This window comes from Streptacidiphilus sp. EB129, from assembly GCF_041262645.1.
Taxonomy (GTDB): domain Bacteria; phylum Actinomycetota; class Actinomycetes; order Streptomycetales; family Streptomycetaceae; genus Streptacidiphilus.
Genome location: NZ_JBGCCS010000017.1, coordinates 93,272 through 113,219, shown reverse-complemented (window position 1 = coordinate 113,219; position 19,948 = coordinate 93,272). Strand labels below are relative to the sequence as shown.

17 protein-coding genes are annotated in these 19,948 nt (G+C 72.3%); 15 read left to right on the top strand and 2 right to left on the bottom strand.

What is annotated here, in order from left to right; translation table 11 throughout:
• Positions 1-2 precede the first annotated feature (2 nt).
• From ABH925_RS21630 to ABH925_RS21565, 14 genes are all read left to right on the top strand, one after another.
• Positions 3-875 (top strand): M24 family metallopeptidase, encoded by an 873-nt coding sequence (locus tag ABH925_RS21630; protein ID WP_370150274.1) that lies wholly within the window; start codon positions 3-5, stop codon positions 873-875.
• Entirely contained in the window at positions 872-2,770 is a 1,899-nt protein-coding gene (locus ABH925_RS21625) for an SDR family oxidoreductase (protein WP_370150273.1), read from the top strand. Before ABH925_RS21630 ends, ABH925_RS21625 begins: the two co-directional genes overlap by 4 nt.
• A 577-nt stretch (positions 2,771-3,347) precedes the next feature.
• A complete protein-coding gene (locus ABH925_RS21620; RefSeq protein ID WP_370150272.1) occupies positions 3,348-5,057 on the top strand; it encodes a nitrite/sulfite reductase in 1,710 nt (569 codons plus the stop codon).
• A complete protein-coding gene (locus tag ABH925_RS21615; protein ID WP_370150271.1) occupies positions 5,054-5,242 on the top strand; it encodes a hypothetical protein in 189 nt (62 codons plus the stop codon). Before ABH925_RS21620 ends, ABH925_RS21615 begins: the two co-directional genes overlap by 4 nt.
• Positions 5,226-5,978, top strand: a complete 753-nt coding sequence (locus ABH925_RS21610) for a phosphoadenylyl-sulfate reductase (protein ID WP_370150270.1) — start codon at positions 5,226-5,228, stop codon at positions 5,976-5,978. The genes ABH925_RS21615 and ABH925_RS21610 overlap by 17 nt, the downstream gene beginning before the upstream one ends.
• Positions 5,979-6,041: 63 nt before the next feature.
• Positions 6,042-6,623, top strand: coding sequence for an adenylyl-sulfate kinase (cysC, locus tag ABH925_RS21605; protein WP_370150268.1), 582 nt, complete (start codon positions 6,042-6,044; stop codon positions 6,621-6,623).
• On the top strand, positions 6,620-7,561 hold the full coding sequence (gene cysD / locus ABH925_RS21600; protein WP_370150266.1) for a sulfate adenylyltransferase subunit CysD: 942 nt from the start codon (positions 6,620-6,622) through the stop codon (positions 7,559-7,561). The genes cysC and cysD overlap by 4 nt, the downstream gene beginning before the upstream one ends.
• A gap of 1 nt (position 7,562) precedes the next feature.
• Entirely contained in the window at positions 7,563-8,873 is a 1,311-nt protein-coding gene (locus ABH925_RS21595; protein ID WP_370150264.1) for a sulfate adenylyltransferase subunit 1, read from the top strand.
• 62 nt (positions 8,874-8,935) lie between these two features.
• Positions 8,936-9,058 (top strand): hypothetical protein, encoded by a 123-nt coding sequence (locus tag ABH925_RS21590; RefSeq protein WP_370150262.1) that lies wholly within the window; start codon positions 8,936-8,938, stop codon positions 9,056-9,058.
• Positions 9,059-9,199: 141 nt separating this feature from the next.
• Positions 9,200-10,357, top strand: coding sequence for an aliphatic sulfonate ABC transporter substrate-binding protein (locus ABH925_RS21585; RefSeq protein WP_370150260.1), 1,158 nt, complete (start codon positions 9,200-9,202; stop codon positions 10,355-10,357).
• Between the two features lie 123 nt (positions 10,358-10,480).
• A complete protein-coding gene (locus tag ABH925_RS21580; RefSeq protein WP_370150258.1) occupies positions 10,481-11,281 on the top strand; it encodes an ABC transporter ATP-binding protein in 801 nt (266 codons plus the stop codon).
• Entirely contained in the window at positions 11,268-12,209 is a 942-nt protein-coding gene (locus tag ABH925_RS21575) for an ABC transporter permease (RefSeq protein ID WP_370150256.1), read from the top strand. Before ABH925_RS21580 ends, ABH925_RS21575 begins: the two co-directional genes overlap by 14 nt.
• A gap of 182 nt (positions 12,210-12,391) precedes the next feature.
• On the top strand, positions 12,392-13,123 hold the full coding sequence (locus ABH925_RS21570; RefSeq protein ID WP_370150386.1) for a sirohydrochlorin chelatase: 732 nt from the start codon (positions 12,392-12,394) through the stop codon (positions 13,121-13,123).
• Positions 13,124-13,309: 186 nt separating this feature from the next.
• The gene (locus ABH925_RS21565; protein WP_370150254.1) at positions 13,310-13,882 is read left to right on the top strand and encodes an RNA 2'-phosphotransferase; all 573 of its coding nucleotides are present in this window, start codon (positions 13,310-13,312) and stop codon (positions 13,880-13,882) included.
• Between the two features lie 295 nt (positions 13,883-14,177).
• On the opposite strand, the gene ABH925_RS21560 is transcribed toward ABH925_RS21565, so the two are convergent.
• On the bottom strand, positions 14,178-16,355 hold the full coding sequence (locus ABH925_RS21560; protein WP_370150252.1) for an MMPL family transporter: 2,178 nt from the start codon (positions 16,353-16,355) through the stop codon (positions 14,178-14,180).
• 480 nt (positions 16,356-16,835) lie between these two features.
• Here ABH925_RS21560 and ABH925_RS21555 point away from each other — a divergent pair, with 480 nt between their 5' ends.
• Positions 16,836-19,067, top strand: coding sequence for an MMPL family transporter (locus tag ABH925_RS21555; protein WP_370150383.1), 2,232 nt, complete (start codon positions 16,836-16,838; stop codon positions 19,065-19,067).
• Between the two features lie 51 nt (positions 19,068-19,118).
• Here ABH925_RS21555 and ABH925_RS21550 read toward each other — a convergent pair whose 3' ends face one another.
• Positions 19,119-19,844, bottom strand: a complete 726-nt coding sequence (locus tag ABH925_RS21550; RefSeq protein ID WP_370150251.1) for an exonuclease domain-containing protein — start codon at positions 19,842-19,844, stop codon at positions 19,119-19,121.
• Between the last annotated feature and the right edge of the window lie 104 nt (positions 19,845-19,948).

Genomic DNA, 19,948 nt, shown 5'->3' with positions numbered 1-19,948 from the left:
CCATGACTGCCACCACCCCCACCACCGGCGCCACAGCCGACACCCCCCGCTTCCCCTTCGACGCCCAGGACCTGGACCGCTTCCGCGAACTCCAGCAACTGGCGTACCGCTGCGCCGAGAACGTCGCCGCCTGGCTGGAGCCCGGGGTGACCGAGCGCGAGGCCGCGCGGCGGCTGCGCCGGGAGCTGGTCGACGCGGGCGTGCAGGACTTCTTCCACGTCCCGTTCGCCTGGTTCGGCGACCGCACCGCCTTCCGGCACTTCCGCACGCCGCTGCAGTTCTTCGCCAGCGGCCGACGGCTGGAGGAGGGCATGTGCTTCGTGCTGGACTGCGCCCCGGTCGTCGACGGCTACACCGCCGACATCGGCTACGCCGGGAAGATCGGCGACAACCCGATCTGGGACCGGATCGCCCTGGACCTGCGCGAGTACCGCGAACTGATCGTCCAGCAGGTGCGCGAACGGCGGCCGCTGAACGAGGTGTACGCGGCCGTGGACGCGCTGATCGCCAAGCACGGCTACGACAACCGGCACCGGGTCTACCCGGGCCGGGTCATCGGCCACCAGGTGACCCGGATGACCGCACGCGGCCCGGCGGGGGTCAACCTCTTCGGCTTCGGCGTACGCACCCTGCAGACGCTGGGCCGCGAGCTGGTCAGCGAGCGGCTGCAGGGCCGCTCCCCGCTGTGGGCGGACGGCCGCTCCTCGCGGCACGCGCCGACGCCGGGCCTGTGGGCGGTCGAACCGCATGTCGGCTTCCGCGACGTGGGCCTGAAGTTCGAGGAGCTGCTGGTGGTCACCGAGGACGACGCCTACTGGCTCGACGACGACCTCCCGCACGTCCGCCGCTGGGAGTCCGCCGGAGCCACCCGATGACCCCCGACGCAGCCACGCCCGACGACGCGGCGCCCACCGTTCGCGCGACGACCACCCCCGACGGGACCCCCGCCACCCCCGCAGCGATCACCCCCGACGCGACTTCCGCCGGCGCGACTTCCGCCGGCGCGGGAGCGGTGCGGCGGTCGACCGTGCTCGGCGGCGGCGGGCTGCCGCTCGCCGTGCACCAGCAGGGCGATCCCGCCCACCCCACCGTGCTGCTGGTGCACGGCTACCCCGACACCCACCGGGTCTGGGACGACGTCGCCGCCGCCCTCGCCGGGGACCACCACGTGGTCCGCTACGACGTGCGGGGCGCGGGCGGGTCCGGGCATCCGGAGCGCACCCGCGACTACCGGCTGGAGCTGCTCGCCGACGACCTGTTCGCGGTCGCCGACGCGGTCAGCCCCGGACGCCCGGTGCACGTCGTGGCGCACGACTGGGGCTCGATCCAGTCCTGGGAGGCGGTGACCCGGCCCGGCGCACGGGACCGGATCGCCTCGTACACCTCGATCTCCGGGCCCTGCCTGGACCACATCGGCCACTGGGCCCGGCACCGGCTGACCAGGCCGACGCCGCGCCACCTCGCCCAGCTGCTCGGCCAGGCCGCACACTCCTGGTACATCGTGGCGTTCCACCTGCCGGGCCTGGCCCCCGCCGCCTGGCAGCACGGCCTGGGCCGGCGCTGGGACACCGTGCTGCGGGTCGTCGAGGGGGTCCGGGCGCGCCCCGAGGACGGAGAACGGGCCCACCCGCAGTCGACACTCGTCGGCGACGCGGTACGCGGCATCTCGCTGTACCGGGCCAACATGCTGCCGCGACTGCTGCGGCCCGGGCAGCGGCCGACCGACATCCCGGTCCAGGTCGTCACCCTGACCAGGGACAACTACGTGAGCCCGGCACTGACCGAGGGCCTGGAGCGGTGGGCGCCGCAGCTCTGGCGGCGCACCCTGCCCGCCGGGCACTGGGCGGCACTGCTGGAGAAGGGAAGCACCGTGGCACGCATGGTCCGCGAGTTCGTCGCCCAACAGGAGAGCGCGCGGCCGGAGGGCACGCAACCGGACCGCGGTGCCGTCCTGCCACCGCGCCCCCGGCGGCTGGCCGTGGTCACCGGGGCCGGTGGCGGCATCGGCCGGGCCACCGCGCTGGCCTTCGCCGAGGAGGGCATGGCGGTGGTGGTCTGCGACCTGGACCTGGAGGCCGCCTCCCGTACCGTCGAACTGGCCCGGCTGCTGGGCGCCGACGCGCACGCCTACCAGGTGGACGTCTCCGACGGCGCCGCCGTGGACGCCTTCGCCGCGAAGGTCGCGGCCGAGCACGGCGTCCCCGACGTCGTGGTCAACAACGCCGGCATCGGCCACTCCGGGACCTTCCTGGCCACCACCGAGGCGGAGTGGAAGCGGGTGCTGGACGTCAACCTGTGGGGCGTGATCCACGGCTGCCGGGCCTTCGGCACGCTGATGGCCGAGCGCGGCGAGGGCGGGCACATCGTCAACCTGGCCTCGGCCGCCGCCTATCTGCCGTCCCGGATGCTGGCCGCCTACGCCACCAGCAAGGCCGCGGTCTCCATGCTCTCCGACTGCCTGCGGGCCGAACTCGCCGACTCCGGCATCGGCGTCACCGCGATCTACCCGGGCATCGTCAACACCGGCATCACCCGCAGCACCACCTTCTCCGGGCTGGACGAGGCCGCGCAGTCCGCGCAGCGGCAGAAGGTCTCCGGGATGTACGCGCGGCGCAACTTCCCCCCGGAGAAGGTCGCCGCCGCCATCGTCCGCGCGGTACGGCGGGACCGCCCGTTCGTCCCGGTCACCGTCGAGGCCAGGGCCGCCCGGCTGATCGGCCGGATCTCCCCCGGCCTGCTGCGCACCGCCGCCCGCTTCAACCTGGGCTGACGCCGCACGCCAGTGCCCCCTGCTGCCCGCCGCTGCCCGCCCGCAGTGGCGGGCAGCGGCCTGTGGTGACCCGCTGGGCCTGCGGGAACCTGCAGTGGCGCAGCCCACACCCGCCGCCGCAGTGTCCAGGTTTCACCGACCGTCGTGTCCACATACTGGACGGCCTGCCGTGGCATCCTGCCTGAGCAGCGGGAACAGCCCGCCGCGCGGGCCTCCGAGGGCCGATCCCCGATCGTCCTCGACGGCCCCCGCCGGGCCCCGCACCCGGCACTTCCCGTTCGGGTCCCAGATACAGAGACTGATCTGTTCAGTATCTGGATGGTGGTGGACGCCGCAAAGATCGGCGTGCGACTCTTCTGCCATGTCTGGTGCCGGAACTGCCTTGGTCGGTCGACTTCACGTCGATCTCGGCCGCATGTCCAGCGCCATCTGTCCGGCGACCTGAGCCCACCTCGACGCTCCGCCCGCCGCTAGCCGGCCCGGTCAGGTCACCGCCCGCGATCCGCATGTATCCATGCAGGTCAGTGCTGCTGTGCCGATCGGGAAGGCTCCGCCTCCCAAGCAGAAGGATCGCACCATGGCCACCACCCCCACAGCTGACGACGCCGCCGCGCGCCGCCCGGCGGCCACCCGCAAGGTGACCCGCCACCGCGGTGAGGGCCAGTGGGCCATGGGCCACTTCACGCCGCTGAACGCCAACGAGCAGTTCAAAAAGGACGACGACGGTCTCAATGTGCGGACACGCATTGAGACGATCTACTCCCAGCGCGGCTTCGACTCCATCGATCCGGCCGACCTGCGCGGCCGGATGCGCTGGTGGGGCCTCTACACCCAGCGCAAGGCGGGCATCGACGGCGGCAAGACCGCGATCCTGGAACCGCACGAGCTGGACGACGAACACTTCATGCTCCGGGTCCGCATCGACGGCGGCCGGCTGACCACCGCGCAGCTGCGCGCCATCGGCGAGGTCTCCGAGACCTACGCGCGCGGCACCGCCGACATCACCGACCGGCAGAACATCCAGCTGCACTGGATCCGGATCGAGGACGTGCCGGCGATCTGGCAGAAGCTGGAGGCCGTCGGGCTGTCCACCACCGAGGCCTGCGGCGACTGCCCGCGTGTGATCATCGGCTCCCCGGTGGCCGGCATCGCCCAGGACGAGATCATCGACGGCACCCCCGCCGTCGACGAGATCCACCGCCGCTACATCGGCAACCAGGAGTTCTCCAACCTGCCGCGCAAGTTCAAGACCGCCGTCTCCGGCTCGCCGGTCCAGGACGTGGTGCACGAGATCAACGACATCGCGTTCGTCGGCGTGGTCCACCCCGAGCACGGCCCCGGCTTCGACGTGTGGGTCGGCGGCGGACTGTCCACCAACCCCCGGCTGGCCGAGCGCCTCGGCGCCTGGGTGCCGCTGGACGAGGTTCCGGACGTCTGGGCGGGCGTGGTCGGCATCTTCCGCGACTACGGCTACCGCCGGCTGCGTACCCGGGCCCGGCTGAAGTTCCTGATGGCCGACTGGGGCCCGGAGAAGTTCCGCCAGATCCTGGAGGACGAGTACCTGAAGTACCAGCTGGTCGACGGCCCGGCCCCGGCCGAGCCCAGCACCGACTGGCGCGACCACGTCGGCGTGCACCCGCAGAACGACGGCCGCTTCTACGTCGGCTTCGCGCCGAAGGTCGGCCGCGTCGACGGTGCCACCCTGGCGCGGATCGCGGACGTGGCCGCCGCCCACGGGTCGGACCGGCTGCGCACCACGGTCGAGCAGAAGATGATCGTCCTGGACGTCGAGGCGGACCAGGTCGAGTCGTTGACCGCCGCCCTGGAGTCGCTGGACCTGCAGGTCAAGCCGTCCCCGTTCCGGCGCGGCACGATCGCCTGCACCGGCATCGAGTTCTGCAAGCTGGCCATCGTCGAGACCAAGGGCCGTGGCGCGGACCTGATCGCCGACCTGGAGAAGCGCCTGCCGGACTTCGACCAGCCGGTCAGCATCAACATCAACGGCTGCCCCAACGCCTGCGCCCGGATCCAGACCGGCGACATCGGCCTCAAGGGCCAGCTGGTGCTGAACGCCGACGGCGAGCAGGTGGAGGGCTTCCAGGTGCACCTGGGCGGCAGCCTGGGCTTCCAGGCCGGCTTCGGCCGCAAGCTGCGCGGCCTGAAGGTCACCGCCGACGAGCTCCCCGACTACGTGGAGCGGGTGCTGCGGCGCTTCGACGAGCAGCGCACCGAGGGCGAGCGCTTCGCCGAGTGGGCGCTGCGTGCGAACGAGGAGGCTCTCACGTGAGTGAACGTGCCGCACCGTTCTTCTGCCCCTACTGCGGAGACCAGGATCTGCGCCCCAGCGCGGAGGCCGGCCACGGGAGCTGGGAATGCGCGAGCTGCCGTCGGGCGTTCTCGCTGAAGTTCCTTGGCCTGCTTTCCGCCCATTCATCCACATCTGGGGGGCCGTCAGATGACCGCGACGACTGAGACTTCGACGAGTGAGACTTCGACGAGTGAGACAGGCCGGTACACGCCGGCCGAGCTGGAGGCCCTGGCCACCCGGGCCGGGCGCGAGCTGGAGGAGGCCTCCGCGCAGGAGGTGATGCGCTGGGCCGCCGAAACCTTCGGCCGCCGCTTCGCGGTCACCTCCTCGATGGAGGACGCCGTGGTGGCCCACCTCGCCTCCACCGCGCTGCCCGGCGTGGACGTGATCTTCCTGGACACCGGCTACCACTTCCCGGAGACCATCGGCACCCGGGACGCGGTCGCCGAGATCTACCCGGTCAACGTCATCACGCTGACGCCGCGTCAGACCGTGGCCGAGCAGGACGCCGAGTACGGACCCCGGCTGCACGACCGGGACCCGGACCTGTGCTGCGCGCTGCGCAAGGTGGAGCCGCTCAACCGCGGCCTGGCCGGCTACGACGCCTGGGCCACCGGCCTGCGCCGGGACGAGTCGCCGACCCGGGCGAACACCCCGGTCGTCTCCTTCGACCCGAAGCGGCAGAAGGTCAAGATCGCCCCGATCGCCCGGTGGACCCAGGAGGACGTGGACGCCTATGTCGCCGAGCACGGCATCCTGCTGAACCTGCTGCTCAGCGACGGCTACGCGTCCGTCGGCTGCGCACCGGAGTCCTGCACCCGGCGGATCCTGGCCGGGGCCGACGCCCGCTCCGGGCGCTGGTCGGGAGTCGGCAAGACCGAATGCGGCATTCATCTCTGACCTACGCTCATATCTGACATGTACTCACCTCCTGCCGACCGCACGACCTTTGGAGCAGACCTGATGACCACCACTGCCGACGCACCGCCCGCCACGGCGGCCGCCGTGCAGCAGTGCGGCGCCACCGTGTGGCTGACCGGACTGCCGAGCGCAGGGAAGACCACCATCGCCCTGGCACTGGCCGAGCAGCTGCGTTCCGAGGGCCGACGGGTGGAGGTGCTGGACGGCGACGAGGTCCGGACCTTCCTCTCCGCCGGTCTCGGCTTCACCCCCGCCGACCGTGACACCAACATCCAGCGCATCGGCTTCGTCGCCGAGCTGCTGGCCTCCAACGGAGTGACCGTGCTGGCGCCGGTGATCGCCCCCTACGCCGCCTCCCGCGCGGCCGTCGCCGCCCGCCACGCCGAACAGGGCACCGCGTACCTGGAGGTGCACGTGGCCACCCCGGTCGAGGTCTGCTCGGTGCGCGACGTCAAGGGCCTGTACGCCAAGCAGGCCTCGGGCGAGATCTCCGGACTGACCGGCGTCGACGACCCCTACGAGGTCCCCACCGCACCCGACCTGCGGATCGAGGCCCACACCCAGTCGGTGGCCCAGTCGGCCGCCGCCCTGCGCGCACTGCTGACCGAGAGGGGACTGGCGTGACCACCGCAGCCGACATCCGCACCCGGGGCGAGGCCGACAGCCCCTACACCCTGTCGCACCTGGACGCGCTGGAGGCCGAGGCCGTCCACATCATGCGCGAGGTGGCCGGCGAGTTCGAGCGCCCGGTGGTCCTGTTCTCCGGCGGCAAGGACTCCATCGTCATGCTGCACCTGGCGCTGAAGGCCTTCTGGCCCGCGCCGGTGCCGTTCGCGCTGCTGCACGTGGACACCGGCCACAACTTCCCCGAGGTGCTGGCCTACCGCGACGCGGCGGTGGCCCGGCACGGGCTGCGGCTGCACGTCGCCTCGGTGCAGGAGTTCATCGACAGCGGACGGCTGCGCGAGCGGCCGGACGGGCTGCGCAACCCGCTGCAGACCGTGCCGCTGCTGGACGGCATCGAGTCCAACCGCTTCGACGCGGTCTTCGGCGGCGGTCGCCGCGACGAGGAGAAGGCCCGCGCCAAGGAGCGGGTGTTCTCGCTGCGCGACGAGTTCGGCGCCTGGGACCCGCGCCGCCAGCGCCCCGAGCTGTGGTCGCTCTACAACGGCCGCCACGCGGTGGGCGAGCACGTGCGGGTGTTCCCGCTGTCCAACTGGACCGAGCTGGACGTCTGGCAGTACATCGAGCGCGAGGGCATCGAGCTCCCGGAGATCTACTACGCCCATGAGCGCGAGGTGTTCCAGCGCGACGGGATGTGGCTGACCGCCGGCGCCTGGGGCGGCCCGAGGGACGACGAGCCGGTGCAGCTGCGCCAGGTGCGCTACCGCACCGTGGGCGACATGTCCTGCACCGGCGCGGTGGACTCCGACGCCACCACGGTGGCCGACGTGGTCGCCGAGGTGGCCGCCAGCCGGCTGACCGAACGGGGCGCCACCCGGGCCGACGACAAGGTCTCCGAGGCCGCCATGGAAGACCGCAAGCGCGAGGGGTATTTCTAGGATGTCGACCGAACTGCACCCCACCGCTCCCACGCTGGAGACCGGCTCGGCCACCGCGCTGCTGCGCTTCGCCACCGCCGGGTCCGTCGACGACGGCAAGTCGACCCTGGTCGGCCGGCTGCTGCACGACTCCAAGTCGATCCTGGCCGACCAGCTGGAGGCGGTCACCCACGCCTCCCAGCAGCGCGGCCAGGAGGCGCCGGACCTGGCGCTGCTCACCGACGGCCTGCGCGCCGAGCGCGAGCAGGGCATCACCATCGACGTGGCGTACCGCTACTTCGCCACCGCCCGGCGGCGGTTCATCCTCGCCGACACCCCCGGCCACGTGCAGTACACCCGCAACATGGTCACCGGCGCCTCCACCGCCGAACTGGCCGTGGTGCTGGTCGACGCCCGCAACGGCGTGGTCCAGCAGACCCGCCGGCACGCCGCCGTGGCCGCCCTGCTGCGCGTCCCGCACGTGGTGCTGGCGGTCAACAAGATGGACCTGGTCGACTACGCCGAGCCGGTCTTCGCGGCCATCGCCGAGGAGTTCGGCGCCTACGCCGCCTCGCTGGGCGTCCCGGACGTCACCGCCGTCCCGATCTCGGCCCTGGCCGGGGACAACGTGGTCGAGCCGTCCGCGCACATGGACTGGTACGGCGGCCCCACCCTGCTGGAGCACCTGGAGACGGTGCCGGTCGGCACCGACCGCTCGGTCGAGCCGGCCCGCTTCCCGGTCCAGTACGTCATCCGCCCCCAGGGCGGCGCCGTCGACGAGCAGCACCGCGACTACCGCGGCTACGCCGGCCAGCTCGCCTCCGGCGTGCTGCGCACCGGCGACGCGGTGACCGTGCTGCCGTCCGGGCTGACCACCACCGTGGCCGGCATCGACGTGCTGGGCACCGAGAGCGACATCGCCTGGGCGCCCCAGTCGGTCACCGTCCGGCTCACCGACGACATCGACGTCTCCCGGGGCGACCTGATCGCCTCCGGGCCGGCGCCCGAGTCCACCCAGGACGTCACCGCGACCGTCTCGCACCTGCACGAGCGGCCGTTGACCGTCGGCGACAAGGTGCTGCTCAAGCACACCACCCGCACCGTGCGGGCGATCGTCAAGGACATCCCCTACCGGATCGACATCGACACCCTGGAGCGCGTCGAGCGCCCCGAGGGCCTGAAGGTCAACGACATCGGCCAGGTGGTGCTGCGCACCGCCGAACCGCTGGCGCTCGACCCGTACGCGACCAACCGGACCACCGGTTCCTTCCTGCTGATCGACCAGGCCGACGGCTCCACCCTCACCGCCGGCATGGCCGGCGAGGCCTTCTAGCCCCACCGGGCACCAGCATGACCGGACCTCAGGGACCTCAGCACGACCAGGATCCACCGACGATGGGACACACGATGGGCGGCGAGGCGTTCTCCCGCATGGCGAAGGAAGGCGGGCGCGTCGGCAGCGGCGTGCTCGGGGCGGGCCAGGGCGGCATCGGCCGCTGTCGGGCTACCGGCTGCTGAACCGGGTCCGCACAGACCCCCGGCACCGCGACGTCCCGACGACGCCGCCGCCGAGCACCGCCTTCCCGTGGTCCGCCGCCGCCCCGTAACGGGCTGCGCCGCGCGGACCGCCCCTTCCGCCCCTTCGTGAGGACGCCTCCCATGACCGCCCTGTCCCGGCCCCGTACCCGTCACCACCTCCGCGCCAGACGTGCCCTGTCGACCGTGGCCGTCGGCCTCGCCGCCGTCGGCCTGCTGAGCGCCTGCGGCTATGGCTCCAAGGCCGACACCGGTGCCGCCGCCCCGGCGGGCTCCTCCGGTTCCGCCGCATCCGGCTCCGCCTCGGGGGCGAAGCTGTCGGCGGACACCGTGCACATCGGCTACTTCGCGAACCTGACCCATGCGACGCCGCTGATCGGCATCCAGAACGGCCAGTTCGCCAAGGACCTGGGCGCGACCACGATCAAGACGCAGATCTTCAACGCCGGTCCGTCCGAGATCGAGGCGCTGAACTCGGGCGCCGTCGACATCGCCTGGATCGGCCCGTCCCCGGCGATCAACGCCTACGCCAAGTCCAAGGGCTCGGCGCTGAAGATCATCTCCGGGGCCACCACCGGCGGCGCCGAACTGGTGGTCAACCCGGCCACCATCAAGACGGTGGCCGACCTCAAGGGCAAGAAGATCGCCACCCCGCAGCTGGGCAACACCCAGGACGTGGCGCTGCTCAACTTCCTGGCCACCAACGGCTACAAGGTCAACGCCAAGTCCGGCGCCGGTGACGTCTCGGTGATCCGCACCGACAACTCGCTCACCCCGACCGCCTACTCCTCCGGCTCCATCGACGGCGCCTGGGTACCCGAGCCGACCGCCTCCAAGCTGGTCGCGGAGGGGGCGAAGGTGCTCGTCGACGAGAAGAGCCTGTGGCCCGGCGGCCAGTTCGTGTCGACCAACGTGATCGTCTCGCAGACCTTCCTGTCCGCCCACCCGGACGTGGTCCAGGCCGTGCTGAAGGCCTCGGTCGACACCAACGCCTGGATCCTGGCCAACCCGGCCCAGGCCAAGGCGGACGCCAACGCGGCGCTGACGGTGCTGACCAAGAAGCCGCTGCCCACCAAGCAGCTGGACACCGCCTGGGCCGAACTCAGCGTCACCAACGACCCGTTGGCCGCCTCGCTGAAGACCGAGGCGGACCACGCGGTGACCGCCGGCCTGATCACCCAGCCGAACCTCTCCGGCATCTACGACCTGACCCTGCTCAACAAGGTCCTCAGCGCGGCGGGCCAGCAGCCCGTCTCGGCGGCCGGCCTCGGCGCGCAGTAGGTCCGCCCGACTCCGGTGCCCGTCCCGACCCCGCGTCGATGCCCAGTCACCAAGGGCCGGGACGGGCCCCGGCAACCCCCTTCCCCCCACTCGTCAGCCAGTACCAGCCCAGGAGGTGACCGGATGGCCCCGGTAGTCACCGACCCACTGCCCAGCCCCGCACTCGCCACCGCACTCCCCGCCGTCACGCTCGACCACGTCAGCAAGAGCTTCGGCCGCAGCGCGGCCGGCGCGCTCCCGGTGCTCGACGACATCAGCCTCAGCGTCGCGCCCGGCGAGTTCGTCTGCCTCCTCGGGGCCTCCGGCTGCGGCAAGTCCACCCTGCTCAACCTGGTCGCCGGCCTGGACCGGCCGACCAGCGGCAGCATCGAGGTGCCCGGCGGCCGGGCCGCGCTGATGTTCCAGGAACACGCGCTCTTCCCGTGGCTGACCGCCGGACGCAACGTCGAACTGGCGCTGCGGCTGCGCGGCCTGCCCCGCGCCGAGCGGCGCGCCGAGGCCGAGCGGCTGCTGGAACTGGTCCGGCTGCGCGGCGCGCACGACAAGCGCGTGCACGAGCTGTCCGGCGGTATGCGCCAGCGCGTCGCGCTGGCCCGCGCCCTGGCCCAGGACGCCAGCGTGCTGCTGATGGACGAGCCCTTCGCCGCGCTGGACGCCATCACCCGGGACGTGCTGCACGAGGAGCTCACCCGGATCTGGGCCGAGACCGGCGTCTCGGTCCTGTTCGTGACCCACAACGTGCGCGAGGCAGTCCGCCTCGGACAGCGCGTGGTGCTGCTCTCCTCACGCCCCGGTCGGATCGCCCGGGAGTGGCGGATCGACCTGCCGCAGCCGCGCCGTATCGAGGACGCCGCCGTCGCGGACCTCTCCATCGAGATCACCGACCAGCTCCGAGGGGAGATCCGCCGCCATGTCCAGCACTGATGTGACCACCGCGTCCAGCACTGACGTGACCACCCCGCCCGACGGGGCCGCCGCACCCGCGCCGGTGGGCGACGAGGCCGCCGACCTCGGCGCCGGGCTCGACGCCCTGGAGACTCAGGCCGTCGAACGCGCCCCCTTCGGCCGGGTGCTGCTGACCAAGGCCGTTCCGCCGCTGATCGCCGTGGCGCTGGTGCTGCTGCTCTGGCAGGGCGCCTACGCGGCCCACCTCAAGCGGCCCGACCTGCTGCCCAGCCCGCTGGACGTGTGGAACAGCCTGCGCGACCAGTGGCTGCAGGGCACCATCCTCGGCACCATCTGGACCTCGCTCTCCCGTGGCGCGCTCGGCTTCCTGGCCTCGGTGGTGATCGGCACGCCGATCGGCCTGCTGGTCGCCAAGGTCAAGCCGATCCGCGCGGCGATCGGCCCGATCCTGTCCGGGCTGCAGTCGATCCCCTCGGTCGCCTGGGTCCCCGCGTCCATCATCTGGTTCGGGCTGAGCAACGCCACCATCTACGCCGTGGTGCTGCTGGGCGCGGTGCCCTCGATCGCCAACGGCCTGGTCGCCGGGATCGACCAGATCCAGCCGCTCTACCTGCGCGCCGGACGCACCCTCGGCGCGACCGGGCTGCGCGGGGTCTGGTTCGTCCTGCTGCCCGCCGCGCTGCCCGGTTACCTGGCCGGACTGAAGCAGGGCTGGGCCTTCGCCTGGCGCTCGCTGATGGCCGCCGAGCTGATCGCCAGCTCGCCCGCGCTCGGCTTCGGCCTGGGCCAGTCGCTGGAGACCGCGCGCGACGCCCAGGACATGCCGGGCGTGCTGTCCACCATCCTGCTGATCCTGCTCGTGGGCGTCGGCATCGAGCTGCTGATCTTCGCACCGCTGGAGCGCCGGGTGCTCCGCTCCCGCGGCCTCCTGGTCACCCGCCGATGACCCGCGCACCGCTCCCCCGCACCCACGCCGCCGCCGACGCGCGCCCGCCCGCGGCATCGCCCGGGCCGGGCACGTCTGCGGCCGGCAGGTCGGCGGCGGGTGGCAGGTCAGCGGGTGCATCGGCATCGGGCAGGTCGACGGCGGGTGCGTCCGCGGCCGGCAGGTCGGCGGACGGCACGTTGCTGCTGGTGGCCCACGGGAGCCGGGACCCGCGGCACGCGGCCACGGTCACCGCGCTGGCGGCGCGGGTGCGGGCGCTGCGGCCCGGACTGCCGGTCGAGATCGGCTACCTGGACCACTGCACGCCCCGGATCGGCCAGATCCTCAGCCGCCTGGACGGCGCGGTCACCGCCCTCCCGCTGCTGCTCAACCACGCGTTCCACGCCCGCAGCGACATCCCCGGCGCGCTCGCCGAGGCAGCGGCCCGGCACCCTCGGCTGACGATCCGCCAGGCCGCGGTGCTCGGGCCCGCCCCGCTGCTGCTGGACGCCCTGGACCGCCGGCTGGCCGAGGCGGGCGTGCGCCCCTCCCCCGGCACCGGCGTGATCCTGGCCGCGGCCGGCTCCTCCGACCCGACCGCCAACGCGGTCACCCGAGCCGTCGCCGCCGACTGGCAGCGGCTGCGTGGCTGGGCCGGCGTCGAGGTGGCGCACGCCTCCGCGGCCCCGCCCCGGCTCGCCGACGCCGCCGCCGCGCTGCGCGCCCGCGGCGTCCGGCACATCGCCGTCGCCCCGTACCTGCTGGCGCCGGGACTGCTCCCGGACCGCATCGCCGCCGAGGCGGCCGCCGCCGGCGTCGACACCGTCGCCGACCCACTGGGCGCGGCCCCGGAACTGGCCCAGCTCCTGCTCCTCCGCCACGACCAGGCCACCCAGGCCGCCGCCACCGTCCCCCCACTGGCCGTCAGCGCCTGAGCCCGCCCCCGCCGTCCAAGTCCGGCCCCGGCACGGCCTGCCCGCACCGACGCCGCCCGCACGTCGCCGCCCGCACCGACACCGCCGCCCGCGTCCGCCCCACCACCGCCGCGCCGTGCACCCGCCTGGATCCACTCGGGCGAAAACCGGAGGACGGACCGCGCCGCCGGGGCTATCGTCGCGGCCATGTCCAGTTCCCACGACCCCGACCACAGCAAGTGGTTGGTGAAGACCTCCAAGTTCCTCTCACTCGTCCTGCGGCACGACCCGGGCAAGCTCGGCCTCACCCTGGACTCCGCCGGCTGGGTCGACGTCCCCGTCCTCCTCGCTGCTCTCGCAGCCCGCGGCCGTCCGCTCAGTCGCGCCCAGCTCGACCGCATCGTGGCCGAGAACAACAAGCGCCGCTTCGCCTTCGACCCCACCGGCACCCGCATCCGTGCCAGCCAGGGCCACACCGTCGAGGTCGACCTCGGCTACGAGGACTCCGAACCGCCCGCCGTGCTGTTCCACGGCACCCACCCCGCCGCGCTGGCCGCGATCTGGCGCGAGGGGCTGCGCCCGATGCAGCGCCACGCCGTCCATCTCTCACCCGACAGCGAGACGGCCACCCGCGTCGGCGCCCGCCGGGGCCGCCCCGTGCTGCTGGCCGTCGACGCCGCAGCGATGTCCGCCGACGGCCACCGCTTCCGGGTCAGCGCCAACGGCGTCTGGCTCACCGACTCGGTCCCCCCGCACTACCTCGCCCAGCGACCGGGGTAGCCGGCGGCCGGCCAGACCCGTCACTGGCGGTGGTGGACGTGCCGAACAGCTCGGCCTCGGCTGCCGCGACGTCGCGATCACTGATCACTCCGTGACGGTCCTCGTAGTCCCTGATCAGGTTGTCGAGGTTGTCACTGTCCATGCTGCGACTCTAACGAGAAGGTCCGCTTTTCGACCCCGCTTCCGGCGATCCGGGCTGCCTCATCGCAAGCGAAAAGGGCGCGGGGAACTGTGCGGACCAGGCACCTCCGGGGAGGGCCGGTCGCGCAGTTCCCCGCGCCCCTTCGGGTGCGGGTCAGCGGCGGGAGTCAACCTCGTCGCCGACCGAGTCACCGTGGACCGCGGTGTGGGACGCGATCACGCGGCTCTCTCCGTGGCCCGAGGCGCGGTCCGCGTGGCCCGGCCACCAAGCGGCGTGGCCGATCAGCGCGGTGAGCGACGGGGTGAAGAACATCGCCATCACGAAGGCCGCGATCACGATGCCGAAGCTGATCGAGAAGCCCATCTCCGCGAACAGGGTGTTCCCGGCCAGCATCATGCTGGCGAAGGTGCCGGCCAGGATCGCGCCGGCCGCCGCGACCGTGGGACCCGCGTGGCGCAGCGCCTGTGCGGCCGCCTCACGCGGACTGCGGCCCTCACGGGCCTCCTCCCGCAGTCGGGCGATCATCAGGATGTTGTAGTCCGTCCCGATCGCCACCACGAACAGATACATGAACACCGGGAGCATGAACATCAGCCCCGACTGGTTCTGCAGGTGCTGGAAGATCAGCACGGTGGCGCCCAGCGTGGCCGCGAAGCCGAGGCCGACCGAGGCCATCAGGTACCAGGGGGCGACGACACTGCGCAGCATCAGCCCCAGGATCAGCATGATCAGCAGACCGGCGATCGGGAACACCACGAGGTAGTCGTGGTTGATCGCCTTGTTGATGTCCTTGTAGATCGCGGAGATGCCGCCGACCAGGGTCGTGTCCCCGGTTGGGGTGTTGGCGTGGGCGACGGTGCGGATGCTGTCGACCGTGCTCATCGCCTGCGAGCTCTGCGGGTCGTACTTCAGCACCACGGAGATGTCGGCGGTGTCGCCGGCCGTGTTGAGGCGGGCCGGGGAGACCGAGGCGACCCCGGGCACGTCGCGCAGCTTGGCCTCCAGCGCGTTGATCGCGCCCTGGTCCACCGGGCTGCCGTTGTTGGTGGTCAGGAACACGTCGGTGGGCTGCGCGGCTCCGGCGCTGAAGGCCTTGCCGAGGGTGTCCTGGACGACCATCGACTCCTTGGTCTTGGGCATCGAGCCCGAGGCGAAGTCGAAGCTGGCCTTGTAGCTGGTGGCGACCAGGGCCAGGGCGACCATCAGCAGGCCGGAGACCAGGGCGACCAGGGCGGGACGACGCTGCACGCCACGGCCGAGCGAGGCGAAGGTCGAACCGGTGGGCTCGATCTTCCACTTCTTCGACGGCCAGAACAGCACCCGCGGCGGGATCAGCGAGAACACGGCGGGCACCAGGGTGAGCCCGGCGATCAGGGTGACGCCGACCGCGATGCCCAGCGCGGGACCCATCTGCTTCAGGAAGGAGACCGAGGACAGCGACAGCGCGAGGAAGGCGATGATGACCGCACCGGCGGCGGAGGCGATGGCCTCACCGACCCGGCCGACCGCGGTGATCATGGCCTCCTTGGCCTCGTCGCCCGCGCGCAACCGCTCTCGGTATCGGAACATCAGGAACAGGATGTAGTCGGTGCCGACGCCGAAGAGCACCACGATCAGGATGCCGGACACCGAACTGTTCGAGGACAGCCCCAGCAGCTTGGTGATGTCGGAGATCAGGCCGTTCGCGGCGGTCGCCACCACGCCGATCAGCAGCAGCGGCAGGATGGCCATCAGCGGGGCGCGGAAGATCAGCAGCATCGCCAGGATGATGATCACGAAGGTGCCGATACCGATCAGCGCCTGTCCGCGGGTCGACGCGTCCTGCTGGTCGAGGACCTGCGCCGCCGAGCCGCCGAGCTTGGCGTTCAGCGAGGTGCCCTGGGTCAGCGTCCCCAGATCGGTGCGCAGCGCCTTGGCCGCGTCCGCCTGCGAGGGCTGGCCGGCACTCTTGGGGTCCATCTTGACGAGGCCGAGGCCGTACTTGCCGTCAGCGGAGAACGGACCGGGGATGACACCCTCGACCAGGTTGACCCCCTTGGCGGCCAGCTCCTTGTTGATGGTCGCCGTCTCGGCCTTGTCGGCCGCGGTCAGCGCCTGCCCGTCGGTGCGCTGGTAGAGGATCTCGGCCGCCGGCGTGAACGCGGCCGGGAACGCCCTCTGCTGCAGGTCCATCGCCTGGATGGACTCGTAGCTCTTGGGCAGGAAGCTGCTCTCGTCGCTGTTGGACGCGAGCGTCGGTGCGGTCATGGCGATCACGACGGCGGCGACGATCCACGCCACGATCGTCCAGATCGGGTGACGCACCACGGTGCGTCCTATCCGGTGAAACATGCGAGTGCGCCTCCAAGGCGTGAACCACCCCGCCCGCCAAGGGCGCACGGGCAGCGCGATTGGACCGACCAGCTAGCCGGTCGGCAGGTAAGTGCTGTCGAGGCATCCTAGGAAGGCAACTAGCCGCGCGGCAAGTCGTTACCTTGGACCCTGTCCCCCTGATCGGATCCCTATCCCGATCGCACACCATCTTCACCCACGCTGACCGGGGATTTCCTCGTCCCCCGGGTGGAGTCGTCTCCCCCTCAGGGCGGAGATCCGCGGCCCGCCGGGGTAGGGGTATCCCCCTACTCCCCCTGGGGAGAAGTCCAGGGCCGCCCGGCCCGCTGGCCGGATGTCCGGTCGAACGCGGAGTTCGTAGCGTCATGTCTGCGCAGCACACAGTCCGCGCCGACCAGTCCAGGGGGACACACCGTGAGTACCGGTACGCACGCCCGCACCCGCAGCAGGAAGGACCGGCGGCTGGGTCTGGCCGCGAGAATGGGCGGCTGGAGCGCCCAGCACCGCAAGACCGCCGTCTTTGGCTGGCTGCTCTTCGTCGTCCTGGCGACCGTCCTCGGGGGGATGGCCGGCAGCGTCCAGACCACCAACCAGGACAACAGCGTCGGCGGCTCCGGCCGGGCCCAGCAGATGATCGACCGGGCCGGGATCACCTCCCCGGCCGATGAGACCGTCCTGATCCAGGCGAAGGGCTTCACCGTCGCCGACCCGCGGTTCCGCGCCGCCGTCGCCGAGACCGTCAGCGCGGTCCAGGGCACCGGCAAGGCCTCCGCGGTGAAGTCGCCCTACGACACCGGAGCGGTCTCCCCGGACCAGCACTCGGCGCTGGTCCAGGTCACCATGGCCGGCGACCCCGACAGGGCCCCGGACCAGGTCGCCCCGGTGCTGGCCGCCGTGACCGGGGTCCAGGCGCACCTCCCGGACCTGACCGTCTCGGAGTTCGGCGACGCCAGTGCCGTCAAGGCGGTCAACGACGCCTTCGGCGACAACTTCGCCCGCGCCGAGTGGACCGCGGTGCCGCTGGCGCTGGGGATCCTGCTGATCGCCTTCGGCGCGCTGGTCGCCGCCGTGCTGCCGGTGCTGCTGGCGATCACCGCCTTCATCGCGGCCGGCGGACTGGTCGCACTGAGCAGCCATCTGCTGCACACCAGCAACGACGCCTCCTCGGTGATGCTGCTGGTCGGCCTGGCCGTCGGGGTCGACTACTGCCTGTTCTACCTGCGCCGCGAGCGCGAGGAGCGGGCCAGGGGACGGTCGCCGCAGGCCGCCCTGCAGATCGCCGCCGCCACCTCGGGACGGGCGGTGATGGTCTCCGGGCTCACCGTGGTGGTCGCCATGGCCGGGATGTTCTTCACCGGGATCGCCGACTTCGAGGCCATGGGCATGGCCACCATCCTGGTGGTGATCACCGCCGTGCTGGGCTCGGTGACGGTGCTGCCCGCCCTGCTCTCCATGCTGGGCGACCGGGTCGAGAAGGGCCGGGTGCCGTTCCTGCGCCGCCGGACCGCCCCCGCCCCGGCCGGCACTCCCGGCACCGCCGGCACCCCGGTCGGCAACCGCGTATGGCGTGCCGTCCTCGGCCGGGTGCTGCGGCGGCCGCTGTGGTCGGCCGCGATCGCCACCGCGCTGCTGCTGGCGCTGGCCGCGCCGATGCTGTCGATGCACACCGCGAACCTGACCTTCGCCCAGCAACTGCCCAAGGGCACCCCGCTGGTGGCGACCCAGCAGCAGATCGGGGCCGCCTTCCCGGGCAACCCCAACCAGGCCACCGTGGTGGTCAGCGCCGACCCGGTCGACTCCGCCGCGATGACCCGGGCGCTCGCCTCGTTCAAGCAGCAGGCCGTCGCCACCGGGCTGCTGCACGACCCGATCACGGTCACTCCCTACCCGGCCCAGCACCTCGAACTGGTCGATGTGCCGATGGCCGGCACCGGCAACGACGCCGCCAGCAGCAACGCCCTGGCCGCGCTGCGCGACACGGTCGTCCCGCACACCTTCGGCGCCGTCCCCGGCGCCCACGCCGAGGTGACCGGGCAGACGGCCGGCTCGGAGGACTTCAACCAGCAGATGAGCGCCAGCATGCTGCCAGTCTTCGCCTTCGTGCTGGGATTCGCCTTCCTGCTGATGCTGCTCTCGTTCCGCTCCATCGCCATCGCGCTGACCGCACTGGCGCTGAACCTGCTCTCGGTCGCCGCCTCCTACGGGGCGCTGACGCTGATCTTCCAGCACGGCGTGGGGGCGTCGCTGGTCGGCACCGAGGGGGTCGGCGCGATCGAGACCTGGGTTCCGCTGTTCCTGTTCGTGATCCTGTTCGGGCTGAGCATGGACTACCACGTCTTCGTGGTCTCCCGGATCAAGGAGGCGCACGACCAGGGCGTGCCCACCCGCGCGGCGGTCGCCCACGGCATCACCAGCACCGCCGGTGTGGTCACCAGCGCCGCGGCGATCATGGTGGCGGTGTTCGCGGTCTTCGGCACCCTGGACCTGCAGGCCATGAAGCAGATGGGCATCGGCCTCGCGGTGGCGGTACTGATCGACGCCACCGTCATCCGGGCCGTGCTGCTGCCCTCCGTGATGACCCTGCTCGGCGAGCGCAACTGGTACCTGCCGCGCTGGCTCGGCTGGCTGCCGCGGCTGGAGCACGGCGAGGCCGCTGCTGAGCCGACGGACGCCCCCGCGCCGCTGGAGCCGTCCCTACCCAGCGCGGTGTGACCCCCACCACAGAGTGACCCCCGAGGTCATCCCTCCCGATGATTCAGGTGTTCAGTTGGCCTCTGCGGGGACAGCCCGCAGGGGCCAGCTGCCGTCCACCACGGCCTGCGGCTCCTTGCTGCGGCGCAGCCAGCTCTGCAGGCCCTCGGCCCAGTGGGCGTGCCAGTCGATCTGACGGCGGTGCAGATCGACCGGGGCCAGGTCGCCGACCTCGGCGGGGTAGGCGCGGCCCAGCGCGAGGGCCACGTGCAGCGCGGCCAGGGCGTCGCTACCGGCCCGGTGCGCGTCGGCGAGCTCCACCCCGTAGACACCGCAGGCGCTCTGCAGCGTCCTGGACCCCTTGCGGTACTTGTCGATGGCGCGGTCCACCGTCAGCGGGTCCAGCACCGGGCCCACCGGGGCGCCGCCGAGACGCTGCGCCAGCGAGGGCAGGCCGTGCCGGTGCAGCTCGGCGCTGAGCAGGCTCAGGTCGAACGCGGCGTTGAACACCACCACCTGCACCCCGGCCCGCCAGTAGCCGCACAGCGCCTCGGCCACCTCGTCGGCCACCTCCGCGACCGGCCGCCCCTCGGCCACCGCCCGCTCGGTGGCGATCCCGTGGATCGCCGTGGCCTCGGCCGGGATCGGTACGCCGGGGTCGGCGAGCCAGTCCCGTTGTCGCACCACCACGCCGCCCTTCGCCTCGACCAGCGCGGCCGTGACGATCCGGGACTGCGCCGGATCCGTCCCCGTCGTCTCCATGTCGAAACCGACCAGCGTTTCGTGCAGCCAGCTCATACGATCGCGTCCTCTCGTCCAGGTCCCCCATCATCGCGTGCCCCACTGACAACGCCCCGGCCCGGGTACGTGGTCGGCCACCGCCCCCGCACGGGCGCTTCGCG